Below are 12,650 nucleotides of genomic sequence, written 5' to 3' on the forward strand. Positions count from 1 at the left end.
ACTACTTTTACAACAGACAGGAAACCGGTTTTGCTATGTAGAAGTAAGCCAAGGGATAGATAGAAAAAGGGGGGCTATTGTCGTGTCATAAAGATGAAAGAAATCTTTTGTACAGCCTCCACCCTGGCAATACAGGGTAATATACCGGGGCCCAAAAATAACACTTTAGACATAAGGAGGGAGGGTATGAAAAAACTCATATCCATCGGGATGACGATTATCGGAGTATTCATGATAATCGCCATAGCAAGTGGCTGTTCAAGCACACCGGCAGCGGCACAAAAACCGGCAGAAACGGCTAAGCCCGAAAGCACCGCTTCAGGCGACCAACCGAAAGCAGAAGCCAAATCCGCTGAGGGTTCTTCCCAGGGACAGGCCCTTCCAGCAGGAGAAGTCATCCTTTTGGATAACTTTGAAGAAGGGATGTTCTGGAATGCGGTGGGGGATAGCTGGGATCAGTGGGGGTCCCACAATTATTCCCTGGAAGCGGAGCTTACCGAAACCTGGAAAAGCGAAGGGACCTATGGAATGGAGTGTGTCTTCGAACCATTCCCGGATGGAAAGATGGCCACCTGGTTCTGCGACCAACTCCTTGAACCGGATTGGACGGGGGTAAAATATTTTGTCATAGACGTAAACAACCCAGGGAAAGAACCCTTTACACTCGTATTCAGTTGCCAGACCACCGACAACTGGACCTGGAGCCAGACTAAGGGCTATGAGGTACCTCCAGGGGTAAGCACCGTGGTGTTCGATCTTACGAAAGATATTTTTGATGGGAGCGGCCAAAAGATAAAAGAAATTCCCGGTCTTCACCAGGTAAAACGGGCCATGTTCAACATTGTAAAATTTAAAGATATCAAAAGTTTCTATGTAGATAATGTGCGGGTGATAAAGTAAAAGGAGTAAAAACATCATCCCCTTAGGGAAGTAATATGTTCTTTTCTAAGGGGGTCTTTTTCCTTTTTTATCTTTATACCATCCCTTCTCACAAGACTTCCGCTATGATCAATAACCTTGAAAAGAGATATATTAAGATTTATTCTTAATAAAGAAATTTCTTTTTATACTTTATACCTTTCTTTGAAAAAAGGAGAAGAAGGGATATGCGACGAATACCGTTTTTTAATTGTATCTTCCTTACTTTTATTGTTGTAACATACCCCTTACTAGCAGAAACCCCTGTATTCATTTCAGATCACCCGGTAGGCGAGATTTTTGAGGCCACCATTACCGGCTATGCCTATGGAAGCGTCTGGGGAACCGACATGTATACCGCCGATTCAAATGTGAACACCGCCGCAGTCCACGCAGGAGTTTTACGGCATGGAGAAACGGGTAAAGTGAGAATCGAGGTTCTCCCCGGACAGGATCGGTATGTGGGCAGCACTCGGAATGGAGTCCGTTCCAGTGATTATGGAAGTTATCCCTTAAGTTTTCGTTTTTTACCCCTATCAAAAGCTGAAGCTTCTTCTTCTCAAAGTGAACAAATTATATATGTGCTTCGAACAATTCCTCCCTTAAATGATTTACCATGGATACCGGGGATTTCAGTATATATTGAAGTAACTGGTTCTACTGAAGGGTCTGTGTGGGGAACTGATATTTATACTCACGATTCTGCCGTTCCTGTTGCAGCAGTGCATGCAGGACTTTTACAACCAGGACAAAAGGGTATTATCCAATTAACCATGCTGGAAGGGCAAAATGCGTACAAAGGCTCGTTACGGAATGGTATTAATTCTCGAGATTATGGCTCATGGGGAAAAAGCTATCGACTTGCTCCTGCGCCAGTTCATACAAGAGTAATATGGGCAATAGCTAACCCTGAGAGGATAGATACCCTTTCGGGGGTTGCTCCCGGCCAGTCATACTATGTATGGACCATAGGTAAAACCAACCGACCTATTTGGGGAACAGACATATATACGGCCGACTCAGATCCGGCAGCCGCTGCAATTCATATGGGGTTACTAAAACCCAATGAGGCAAAGGTTTTACTTCTCCAGACTCTTCCCGGTCAATCCAGCTATACTGGAAGTCTCCGAAACGGCATACAAAGTTCAAACTGGGGGAGTTTTCCCTTAAGCTATTCCCTCAGACTCCCTTAATTCACGGATGATAAAGATTGAAAGGGGCATCCTTTGACTACTCCCTTTCAATCTTCTCTATAATTCCACTTTTTCGAATAAATTCCTCTAATTCATGGGCAAGTTTTTCATGGGTTTCCACCCGAGGGTGAGCATACGTAAAGGCCTTAAACGTATAGGTAAGAAGCCGATTATCTTCTTTCGAAAGAGCTTTGTACACATCCTGCAATCCTTTAAGAAGAGGTCGAGAAGACTTTACCCCGCTCATACCGCCGCTTGCCAGGATAATCCAGGCATGGGGGTATTGTTTTCTCAGGGCCCGGAGGAAGGCAACATATCGGTCTACAAAATCGGCGGGGAAAGGAACTTTGATATGTTCCGCATATCCAAAATCATTTTGTCCAAGATTTACCACTACCATATCAGGGTCAGGAGTAGAAAAATCATAGCGAGGGCTATCATCCCGAGGATATAGCTTATCCCATACTTCAGGCATTCTGAGGGGATGCCAGGAAAGAGAAATCCCTATGCCACTATAGGCCACATTCACATAGTCAGCCCCCAGACGACGGGTACAGAGAGCACCGTAGGAAGTATAATTATTATGAAGCATAAGATCTTCATAATGGTCAGTCACAGAAGGTTCAATTTCGTTGCAGGCGCCAGCGGTAATTGAATCCCCATAGAATTCTATTTTGAAAGGACGGGGAGTAGGGGCCAGCGATTTTTCTCCGCTAGGCAAGAGAAAACCTTCGAAACGGCTATTTCCAAACATCGCTTCGGACCGCTTGAATAGGGATATCTCGTGTTCGCCGGGTTCCAAACCTGCTACAAGATAGGTCTGTTTTTCACCCGCCACTAGACTAAAGGAGCGAACCTTTCCATCTACTATGACATTGAAAAAGTTTCGATCCCGGCCTTCAGAAAACACAAAACCAACCTGGCTGCCGGTGAATCGGAGTCGAATCTCTGTACCCTGCCAGATAATAACTGGCCTTTTTGCATCGGTCCAATCAATCCTACCGGTATAACAGATATGAGGATGATCGGGTCTTATCATCTGGAAGCCCTGTTCTTCTAAAGCGATTTCCATAAGTTCCAAAGTAAAATTACCCGGAACCTGAAGCCGTTGAATCACCGAGGTCAGTTCCTCTGCCGAAGTAAGGGTAGCAATCCCAAAGGCACAGGCTATCATACCATACACGGGTCTTCTCATTCTGAAACTCCTGTAACCACAACACCGGCGATTTTTGCCCATTTTCCGTCATCACTGGAACGGGATTTCTTTATCTCCACATGAACAAGATAGTCCTGCACTACTTCCCCCTGGACCAATTCTCGATAAGCCCAGCCTAAATATCCGGTTCGATACGAAACATAACCATCAATCGAAACCTTTTTCCCTATTTTCCCGTCGGGGGATTCCACCCAGGCCTGAGCATTCCTATATTGATCACTTTCAGAATAGAGAATCCCGACCGATTTTCCCCGGACCCGAATAACCAGGTGGGCATTTTTATCGTTACTCTGCCATCCTGCAGGCATAGAGCCACCTCGACGGAACCATTCGGGATGAAGGTCACTGCCAACGATCCAGCCCGTATTAGAGAGTATTTCCGCATTTCCGCTATGAATCCAGCGCACATGCTGAAACTCATCGGAATACAAAGGTGGCGGCAGGACATTTTTCCCCACAGAGGAAACATCACCTGTTCTGTGTGTCATTCCCCAGAGGCGCTCTAAAAAATCGATACTACCCCGGGCAATGCTTTCGTGACCTTCATTGTTTGGATGTATCGTTTCGTTCCCTGAAAAATATCGATTCCATTCATCGGCCTTGACCCAATCTGCCCAAAAAAGCATGGGTAAGTTATAGTAGCGGCCGAGTTCTGACTGTTCTTTCCCCTGCCCCCGTTCTGGTTGTCCCTTTTCATTAAGGAACAGAAGTACTACCGCCCGATCCGAAGAAGCCAAAAGCTGTCGCAGCAGTCCCTCGTAACTACGCAGACGAATCTTTTTATCGAGCCATTGATCGTTGATGGCAAATTCTACAAATACTATGTCAGGATCATGGATGAGCACATGATCTGCCACACGAACCGTGGCCCACGCTGAATCGGTACCACTGAGCCCTGCGTTATGGAACAGAACAGTCCCGCCGCTTTCTCTCGCCTTTTGTTCCCACCACTGCTGGATTCTCCCTGCCCAGCCTTCGGCAGCAGGGTCCTTCGCCGCATAGCCGGTGGTGATGGAACCACCGAGGGTAACAACCGAAAGGATCTCTCCCCGCTGTAATTTGTTCATAGCTCTCATGAGGGGAACGAGGCTACTGTTTGACGTTGTTGAGGTCTCCTTGTCCATAAAGGTTTCTCCTAAGATTATAAGAGGGGCAGGTTGGCCGGCAAAAAATAGGAGCAGCAAAAATATCGCGGATTTAAATCTACAAAGAAAACAATATGATATGCGCCCCGAAAAGCTTTTTAGCCTCTTTTCGATTTTTTTCCTCATAGGCTCCTCTTTTCCTTGATTGGAAACCGTTTTCTCTATATACTCTACAGGAGAGAAACCATATCTGTCAATCCGAGGTAGCTCCATGAAACATGGCTTTACGTATCTTACTTGTTTAATGACATCCCTGGTCTTTACCACCTTTCTGACGGGATGTCAAACCGACAGGGGCACAGTTCCAACTGGCGGTTCCTCTCAGGATGACATCATTCTAGGAGCCGAATATTTTACCACCACCCATCCCCTGGACCCGGTAAAAACCCTGGGAAGGGGTATCAACATGGGTAATTACCTGGAAGCCGCAGGAAAAGAAGGAGCCTGGACAGGAGGCGTCTTGATCCGCCAGGAAGATTTTAAGATTATTCGGGCCGCAGGCTTTACCAACGTAAGAATTCCCATTCGATGGTCCGACCACACGGACACTAAAGCCCCCTATCAGATAGACCCCGCATTTAAACAGCGGGTACAAGAAGTAGTGGATTGGGCCCTCGCGGCGGACCTTACGGTGGTAATCAATGTTCACCATTACGAAGAGATGATGAAAGAGGGCAAGACCCGCCTTCCCTATCACCGGGAACGGCTCCGGGCAATCTGGGCACAAATATGCGAACTCTTTCCCCTTTCCCGATACAGCCGGGACCAGATCATATTCGAACTCCTGAATGAGCCCAATGGAACCGTCGGCTATGACGAATGGAATCAGATTATCGCAGAGCTCACCAGCCTTATCTGGGATAAACCCGAACAAAAGGAACGAAAAATCATGGTAGGGACGGCTAACTGGGGAGGAGTTCATGGGTTGGAACATTTGCGATTGCCTGAAGGGGCCAACAGAGACAATACCATTATCACCATCCATTTCTATGAGCCCTTCAAATTTACCCATCAGGGGGCCGAATGGGTTGAAGGCTCTCGACAGTGGATAGGACAACGTTGGAGAGGGACTTCCCAGGACAAGCAAGAACTACTCCAGCTTTTAGCAGCCGTAGAAAAATGGAACAAACAGGGGGGGCGTAATTTTGAAATATATATGGGAGAATTTGGCGCCTACGGGAAATACACCCGACCAGCGGACCGCCGGGCCTGGACAGCCTTTGTAGCCCGGGAAGCAGAAAAACGGGGTATGAGCTGGGCTTATTGGGAATATTCTCAAGGATTCGGGGCTTATGATTTAGCCAAAAACGAGTGGCGCCCCGAACTCATAGAAGCGTTAATACCCGAAAGCGCCGCGACACTTCAAAAAAAATAAAAAGGGTTGATTTTCTTTTGATATCCCCTATACTCATTATCTATGATACAAAAGTTCTTATCTCTCCTCCGGCGAATGCCGGAGGATCTGGACGGAGAAAATTATTTTAATCTGAGGCGCCGCCGGGTGTCATTGGTATTTGTCCTTATCATTACCGCCTCGGTAGCGATTCTTATCCCTATTTGTTTCTTTGTTATTCGCAATAGCAGCGCCGGGATCGGGGCCTCCCTCGTAGGGACCGTGGCATTGTTCAGTGTTGTCCTCGTTGTCAGGGGGTATGACCGTTTGGGGTCGGCGATTCTTCTGTCGGTGGTATCTCTCATATTCATGGGAATCTTATTGGTGCCGGCCCTGCAAAAAGCGGCCACGTATCCTGCGGTTCTTACTTCTATTTTAGGCCTATCCCTCTTACTTATGATGCCTGCGGGTATTATGGTTTCTGCCTCCTTCGTTTTTGCCCAGGGGCTTTTCTTTGCCATCGCAAGCACCCTTATCACCACCTTCAGTGGCGATCCCCTTACCATGAGCCGCCGAAGTCTGGTAGCGGTGATTTACCTTATCGCCAGCAGTCTTTGCGCCTTCCTTACCCGTATTCAGAACAACCTTCTTACGATAAGCATCGAACAATGGCAACGGAGTAATTCTACCCTCAGGGCCCTTAACGGATTGATGTCTCAAATCGGTGTTCTGCAGCAAGAGGCCGCCAGAAGTTCCCGGGTTATCGCGGAAACCCTGGATAACATTGAAGAAACCCTTCAATCGTTCCTGGGTCGATGTGCCGAAATGAGCCAGGCCACGACTCACCTATCACAGGCTTCGCACGGGGCTTCCGAGAATCTTACCTTCCTTCTGAATACGATTGACTCAATTCATCAAGCGGTGTCAGAACAGAACCGTCAGGTCATTCAACAGGCGGCATCGCAGGAACATATCTTTCAAGGGATTCAGTCTATCCATGAGGATATGAGCCAGGCCACCGAGGCAACCAGAAGACTGAATAATCGGGCAGAAGGGGGGAAAACAGTTCTGGAAACGGCCGTCGCCGATGTCCAGGCCCTTTCTCAATATCAACAAAAAACCTTAGAAATCATCAGTACCCTGGCTAAGGTATCGAACCAGACGAACCTTCTGGCAATGAACGCCGCCATCGAAGCAGCCCACGCAGGAAGCGCTGGTTCCGGTTTTGCGGTGGTAGCCGAATCGATCCGCGATCTGGCAGACATGTCAGGAAAGCAAACGAAAGAAATCGCCTCCATCATCAAAACCATGAATGAAGGAATAGAAAAGTCCGTGGCCCACATTAAAGAAGTGGCCCAGTCCCTCTATGAGATGATTTCGGAAACCCAGGAAACATACAATCGTATTTCCCATGTATCAGAGACGATGGAAACCTTTATTCAAGAACAGAAAAATTTAAGCGACCAAAGCGAAATCATCGCCCAGCTTGCCCACACCATTCAGGAAAAGGTAGAACACCAGCGGAGCATTTCCCAAACCTTCGAAGAAACCTTCACAACCCTTACGAACAACATTAAGGTGGTACTTGATAATGCGGGGGAACTCCACTCCTACTCCATCAGGTCCCAGGAAACACTTCGCAATGCCCAAAAGGCAAAAGAAGAAAGCGCATCCGTCAACGCTACGATAGCCGCCCTTCTTCAGAAAGAAAAGTAAGGGGCTCTCCATGTGCGAGGGGCGCTCTGTGATGTTGTTAATTTCCTAAAGCGAAACTAGAAAGAATGAGCAATGCGAGACCCCTATTGCCCCGCGACGCTTCAATCTTTCCCTCGATATCCAAGGCCAATATAGTAGGTTTCAAAGGACTCAGCCCGGCACGCCTGGGGCTTAAAACTTTTAGCGAGAGAGAAATGTTCTCGGATCACCTTTAGAAGTTCCACCGTATTGCCCCCCTGAAACACCTTTACCACGAGGTTTCCCCCTGCAACGAGCCCTGCCAGCGCATAAGCCACCACTTCTTCTACCAACGCCTGGGACCGCAGGGTATCCACGGTGCGACTCCCCGTTGTGGCGGGCGCCACATCGCTTATCACGAGATCATAGGGACCTCGAGCAAGTACCGTCTCTCGCACGGAGCTATCCATAATATCTCCCTGGATAAAATAGAAATTCTCCCCATCAAACAGCCCCCGGTCATGCTGACGAGAGAGGGGCGCTAAATCTATGGCCACCAGACGGACCCGTTTCCCCAACTGACGCAGCACATAAAGACTCCAACTCCCCGGGGCAGCCCCAATATCTAACACCCGGAAGGGCTGGTCAGCATTTCGAGTACCCGCGCCCTTAAACAGACTAAATTTTTCTTCTATCTCCTGAAGTTTATACACTGACCGGGCTGGATAGCCTTCTTTCTGGGCCTTCAGGGCCCAATAATCGGGCTTTTCGTACGAAGACACCCTATACCTCCACCGAAAACACCGGAACAAAGATTAGACTCGATGCTTTTTACAAAAAAACCTACAAAACCTGATTCTTATGGGGTAATGTATCGTATAATTAACTCCTCTACAATAGAATCGTGATAAGTTAATACAAATTCCTAAAAATATGGTGGACTTTTTCTGTTCCCTCAGTATACAGTAGCCTTATGCAAGCAGCCTATATACAACGCTTACAAAAGATTGAAGCAGTCCTTGAGGCCTGGCTTCCCACAGAGCCCTCTCAAGAATGGATCAAAAACGTCTTTGGGACTCTTACCGAAAAAGATATCCCCGCAGGACTCGTCCAATCCCTTACCAGACCGGGGAAGGATCTTTTAGAGCGCGGGGGTAAACGGTGGCGCCCCCTTCTTATGACCCTTATTTGCGAAAGCCTGGGGGGAAAAGAAGAGGCCCTTCCCCTGGTGCCCCTGGTGGAATTCCCTCATAACGGCAGTCTTATTCATGATGATATCGAAGATAATTCGGATGAACGAAGGGGAAAACCGGCCATTCATATTCTATATGGCCTTGATACGGGCGTTAATTCGGGAAGTTTTCTCTATTTCTTACCCCTCGCCTGCCTGGCGGCCTGGGAAGCGCCGGATTCCAGAAAATTGCAGGTAATGCAGTGCTGGGCGGAACACCTCAGGCGCATCCATTTAGGCCAGGCCATGGATATCTACTGGCACCGGGACTTTTCTTCCCTCCCCAGCGAAGCCCTCTACGAACAGATGTGCCGTCTTAAGACAGGGGTATTGGCCCGTCTCGCCGCTGAACTAGGGGTGTACGCCGCCGCCAATCGGGTAACCTTCCCCCCAGAGCAATCCGAACATGCCCTCCGCACCGCTTTTGGGGAAGCCGCCGAAAGTCTCGGAGTCGGTTTTCAGATCCTCGACGATGTAAAGAACCTTACCACCGGCAACCCCGGTAAAAAACGGGGAGATGATATCGTGGAGGGTAAAAAAAGCCTGCCAATTATATTATATTTACAAGAGGATCCACGACGGATCGAATTTGTAAAACGCTGTTTTTCTGCCGCCCGGGCAGGAGGAACAGCGGTTCCTGAGGTGGAAGAGCTTATCGGAGAACTGGATGCTACGGGGGTCATTGAGCGCGCCCGGAAACGGGGATATCAGTTAATTCATAACGCCATCGAAACCTATAAAAAAGAACAGAGCCCCCTTATCCAGGACGAAGAAGCTCACCACCTGCTTATTGAAATGGTTTCCTTACTCGGTTAGAGGAAGGAGGGTGCGCCTATGCAAACCTTTGTAAAAGCGGAGATCTGGACCATCGCCAGAACCGATCAGGGGAATGCGGTTCTTATTCGTCCCATAGGGTCAGAAATAGCGGTTCCCATTTTTATCGGCCAACTCGAAACCCAATCTATTTTGATTGGCTTTGGGGATGTGGTAGTCCCCCGGCCCCTTACCCATGACCTTATGCTTTCCATTCTTCAGCGCTTACAGGTAGAACTGCTCCGGATTGAGATTACCGATCTCAAAGAAGGGACCTTTTATGCCCGGCTTGTTCTGCATGGAGACCTGCTTGGACCCGGCGACTTTACGATTGATTGTAGACCATCGGATGCCCTGGCATTGGCGGTCCGTAAAAAATGTCCTGTGTATATCGCCGAACAGGTTGTGGACGAAGCGGGTGTTTCGGTGAACCTCATTGTAGATGCGGCCACCGCTAATGCATCCCCGGAAGAACAAGAAGAGCCCACCCTAAACGAAGACAAACCTCAGGGGAGCACGCCAGGTGGGCCGCCCCTTTCTATGAACAAAGAAGCGGAAAAACAGGCCTTACAAGAAGAACTAAAGCGGGCCATTGCAGAAGAAAACTATGAGCGGGCCGCCCAGATTCGAGATATGCTCGCTGCTATGGACAATTAAAGAGACCCAACCACCTTTCCTGCGCTTTATTTCATAGGGATTCCGACAAAAGGTCTTTTATCCTCAACATTCCGCAATATAGAGAAGGTTATATTTTTCAAAAATTGCATTTTTTGATTCTTTTCTTAATTGTCAGATCAATAAAACCGATGTAAGATATAGCCAGTTTTGAGATTTTGGTAGTGGAGAAAAAGGTGATTGTACGAAATATATGGACAGCGACAGTTCGGCAACTAAGAGTATGGGGAGGAATTTCTCTTATTTCTCTTATGGTAAGCATTACCTATTGTGAATTGTTACGAACCTCATTTCCCCCTTCGGAGAATAACCCTGAGGAGTTGGGCATGGGGATGGTAAGTGTGGAGTCGCCAGGGGATGAGGAAACGTCTCCGGAAATCCTCATGGAAGAAGAAACAAAAGAACCGGCGGCTTTTTCTCGCCCTCAACTGGTCACCTATTTAGCCTACCAGATCGAAAAGGGAGATACTATCAGCGAAATTGCCCAGCGGTTTGGTTTAAATCAGGATACCCTTCTTTCATTTAACGAAATTAAAAATTCCCGGCTTTTACAGATCGGTCAATTTATAAAAATACCCAATCAGGATGGGATTCTCCATACGGTAAAAAAAGGAGACAGCCTTTCTTCTCTTGCAAAAGAGTATTCGGTAACCGAAGAAGCCCTGAAAATAGTAAATGGGCATTCTTCGGATGAATTACAGGTGGGAGAACGGCTTTTTATTCCGGGGGCGCGTTTGTCTTCGACCACCATCCAGGAAATAAATGGGGACCTCTTTTCCTGGCCGGTGCGGGGATATATTTCTTCCTATTACGGATGGAGGACCAGTCCCTTTACGGGGAGCCGGCAATTCCATTCAGGATTGGATATCTCTGCTCCAGAAGGAACCCCTGTCCGAGCCCCAATGGCAGGGAGAGTCCAGGCCACAGGTTACGATGCTAATTCAGGAAACTACATTGTTATAGCCCATCACGGGGGATATAAAACCTTATACGCCCACTTAAGTGTTATCCGCGTAAAAGTGGGAGAATACGTAAAATTAGGGGATCGGATCGGTGATGTGGGGAGCACCGGCTTAAGCACGGGAAGCCACCTCCATTTTACGGTGTATAAAAATGGGGTAACGGTAAATCCCCGATCTCTCCTGCGATAACCCCTTAACCCACAATCCACTCCCGGAGTTGTCCTGCGGTCCGCTTATCAAGGCGGACCCGCAGAAAAATCGTCTTTTCTTCGTGGTGTTCCTCTAGGATACATCCCTCTTGATGTAAGCGAGCCACGAGATCGTAGCGATGTATGGGGATACGCACCTCACAAAGGCTTCCCCCAAGGAGTTCCTCTATTCGGCTCAGTAGATCCTCGAGCCCTTCCCCTGTTTGAGCAGAGACAGCAATGGCCTCGCCATACTGTTGTTGTAATTCCTGTCGCTCTCGCCGATTCTCCAGAAGATCAATTTTATTTAAAACCACCAGCCGCGGAATATCGTGGGCCCCTAATTGGGACAAGACGTCCAAGGTAGTGTGATAGTGTCGATCCCGCTCTGAATCGGAGGCATCCAGGACAACCAATAACAGATCTGCCCGGGCGGCCTCTTCGAGGGTAGCCTGAAAGGCATCTACCAGATGATGGGGAAGACGGCGAATAAACCCTACCGTATCGGTTAAAAGTAAGGGACGTCCCCGCCGAAGCTCTATGCGACGGGTTGTGGGATCCAATGTGGCAAAGAGCTTATCCTCCACCAGCACCCGGGCATTGGTCAGCGCATTCAGCAGCGATGATTTTCCCGCATTGGTATAGCCCACGAGGACACAGGAGGGAATAGGCACCCGATCCCGACGCTTACGCTGGGTAGCCCGATGCTGGCGAATTGCTTCTATTTCTTTTTCAAGCTGATGAATTCTTCGAAGAATAGCCCGACGGTCGAGTTCCAGCTTTTTTTCGCCTGCCCCGCGGGTGCTGTAGCGTCCACCCCGTTGCTGAGAAAGATCGAGTTCCGTATGGCTAAGGCGTGGTAAACGATGTTTTAACCGGGCCAACTCCACCTGAAGTTCTGCTTCCTTTGTCTGAGCCCGGGATGCAAAGATTTGAATTATCAACTCCTGTCGATCAATGGCACTTACCCCACAGAGTTCTTCCCAGTTTCGCTGTTGGGAAGGAGTTAAATCCGTATCAAAAATAAGACAATCCACGGGCTGTTCCGCAACCCGACGGGCGATTTCCTCAGCCTTGCCTTTCCCAATTCCATACCGTGGATGGGATTCTCGAATTCGGACCAATTCCTGATCCACTATCTGGAGCCCCAGGGTACGGGCGAGTTCCGAAAGTTCCCGCGTTAAGGATTGAGCTTCCTCTTCGCTCACCCCATTATCCCTGATTCCTACCAGAAAGGCCCGCTTTTCAAGATCGGTTGTGTTTAAAGTATCAGACATCCCATCCACTATGCGATGGGATACT

Annotated in this window: 11 protein-coding genes; 7 read left to right on the top strand and 4 right to left on the bottom strand. The window is 48.3% G+C overall.

Annotated features, from left to right (window positions below; all coding sequences use genetic code 11):
* The first annotated feature begins 186 nt into the window (after positions 1-186).
* On the top strand, positions 187-900 hold the full coding sequence (locus tag C5O22_RS07370) for a hypothetical protein (protein ID WP_132780574.1): 714 nt from the start codon (positions 187-189) through the stop codon (positions 898-900).
* Positions 901-1,106: 206 nt separating this feature from the next.
* Entirely contained in the window at positions 1,107-2,111 is a 1,005-nt protein-coding gene (locus C5O22_RS07375; protein ID WP_132780575.1) for an LCCL domain-containing protein, read from the top strand.
* A gap of 37 nt (positions 2,112-2,148) precedes the next feature.
* Here C5O22_RS07375 and C5O22_RS07380 read toward each other — a convergent pair whose 3' ends face one another.
* Together C5O22_RS07380 and C5O22_RS07385 are read right to left on the bottom strand one after the other, a co-directional pair.
* Complete coding sequence (locus tag C5O22_RS07380) at positions 2,149-3,306, bottom strand: SGNH/GDSL hydrolase family protein (RefSeq protein WP_165910449.1); 1,158 nt, start codon at positions 3,304-3,306, stop codon at positions 2,149-2,151.
* A complete protein-coding gene (locus tag C5O22_RS07385; RefSeq protein WP_165910450.1) occupies positions 3,303-4,451 on the bottom strand; it encodes an SGNH/GDSL hydrolase family protein in 1,149 nt (382 codons plus the stop codon). The genes C5O22_RS07380 and C5O22_RS07385 overlap by 4 nt, the downstream gene beginning before the upstream one ends.
* A gap of 232 nt (positions 4,452-4,683) precedes the next feature.
* Here C5O22_RS07385 and C5O22_RS07390 point away from each other — a divergent pair, with 232 nt between their 5' ends.
* The gene (locus C5O22_RS07390) at positions 4,684-5,847 is read left to right on the top strand and encodes a glycoside hydrolase family 5 protein (protein WP_207895361.1); all 1,164 of its coding nucleotides are present in this window, start codon (positions 4,684-4,686) and stop codon (positions 5,845-5,847) included.
* A 42-nt stretch (positions 5,848-5,889) separates the two neighbouring features.
* The gene (locus C5O22_RS07395; protein WP_132780578.1) at positions 5,890-7,521 is read left to right on the top strand and encodes a methyl-accepting chemotaxis protein; all 1,632 of its coding nucleotides are present in this window, start codon (positions 5,890-5,892) and stop codon (positions 7,519-7,521) included.
* Positions 7,522-7,622: 101 nt separating this feature from the next.
* Here C5O22_RS07395 and C5O22_RS07400 read toward each other — a convergent pair whose 3' ends face one another.
* A complete protein-coding gene (locus C5O22_RS07400; RefSeq protein ID WP_132780579.1) occupies positions 7,623-8,261 on the bottom strand; it encodes an SAM-dependent methyltransferase in 639 nt (212 codons plus the stop codon).
* Positions 8,262-8,452: 191 nt separating this feature from the next.
* Between C5O22_RS07400 and C5O22_RS07405 the strand changes: the two genes are divergently transcribed.
* The 3 genes from C5O22_RS07405 to C5O22_RS07415 all read left to right on the top strand — a co-directional run bounded on the left by C5O22_RS07405 (position 8,453) and on the right by C5O22_RS07415 (position 11,349).
* Positions 8,453-9,526, top strand: coding sequence for a polyprenyl synthetase family protein (locus tag C5O22_RS07405; RefSeq protein ID WP_132780580.1), 1,074 nt, complete (start codon positions 8,453-8,455; stop codon positions 9,524-9,526).
* A gap of 18 nt (positions 9,527-9,544) precedes the next feature.
* A complete protein-coding gene (locus tag C5O22_RS07410; RefSeq protein WP_132780581.1) occupies positions 9,545-10,180 on the top strand; it encodes a bifunctional nuclease family protein in 636 nt (211 codons plus the stop codon).
* 194 nt (positions 10,181-10,374) lie between these two features.
* Positions 10,375-11,349: a peptidoglycan DD-metalloendopeptidase family protein gene (locus C5O22_RS07415; protein WP_243692904.1), complete on the top strand. Its 975-nt coding sequence runs from the start codon at positions 10,375-10,377 to the stop codon at positions 11,347-11,349.
* Positions 11,350-11,353: 4 nt separating this feature from the next.
* On the opposite strand, the gene hflX is transcribed toward C5O22_RS07415, so the two are convergent.
* Positions 11,354-12,625, bottom strand: coding sequence for a GTPase HflX (hflX, locus tag C5O22_RS07420; RefSeq protein ID WP_132780582.1), 1,272 nt, complete (start codon positions 12,623-12,625; stop codon positions 11,354-11,356).
* Positions 12,626-12,650 lie beyond the last annotated feature (25 nt).

The sequence above is a fragment of the Treponema sp. J25 genome, assembly GCF_004343725.1.
GTDB lineage: Bacteria > Spirochaetota > Spirochaetia > Treponematales > Breznakiellaceae > J25.

What these genes read in the sequence shown, in the direction of transcription:
- C5O22_RS07370 (WP_132780574.1), top strand. Translation starts at nt 187, where the DNA reads ATGAAAAAACTCATATCCATCGGGATGACGATTATCGGAGTATTCATG.
- C5O22_RS07375 (WP_132780575.1), top strand. Translation starts at nt 1,107, where the DNA reads ATGCGACGAATACCGTTTTTTAATTGTATCTTCCTTACTTTTATTGTT.
- C5O22_RS07380 (WP_165910449.1), bottom strand. Translation starts at nt 3,306, where the DNA reads ATGAGAAGACCCGTGTATGGTATGATAGCCTGTGCCTTTGGGATTGCT.
- C5O22_RS07385 (WP_165910450.1), bottom strand. Translation starts at nt 4,451, where the DNA reads ATGGACAAGGAGACCTCAACAACGTCAAACAGTAGCCTCGTTCCCCTC.
- C5O22_RS07390 (WP_207895361.1), top strand. Translation starts at nt 4,684, where the DNA reads ATGAAACATGGCTTTACGTATCTTACTTGTTTAATGACATCCCTGGTC.
- C5O22_RS07395 (WP_132780578.1), top strand. Translation starts at nt 5,890, where the DNA reads ATGATACAAAAGTTCTTATCTCTCCTCCGGCGAATGCCGGAGGATCTG.
- C5O22_RS07405 (WP_132780580.1), top strand. Translation starts at nt 8,453, where the DNA reads ATGCAAGCAGCCTATATACAACGCTTACAAAAGATTGAAGCAGTCCTT.
- C5O22_RS07410 (WP_132780581.1), top strand. Translation starts at nt 9,545, where the DNA reads ATGCAAACCTTTGTAAAAGCGGAGATCTGGACCATCGCCAGAACCGAT.
- hflX (WP_132780582.1), bottom strand. Translation starts at nt 12,625, where the DNA reads ATGTCTGATACTTTAAACACAACCGATCTTGAAAAGCGGGCCTTTCTG.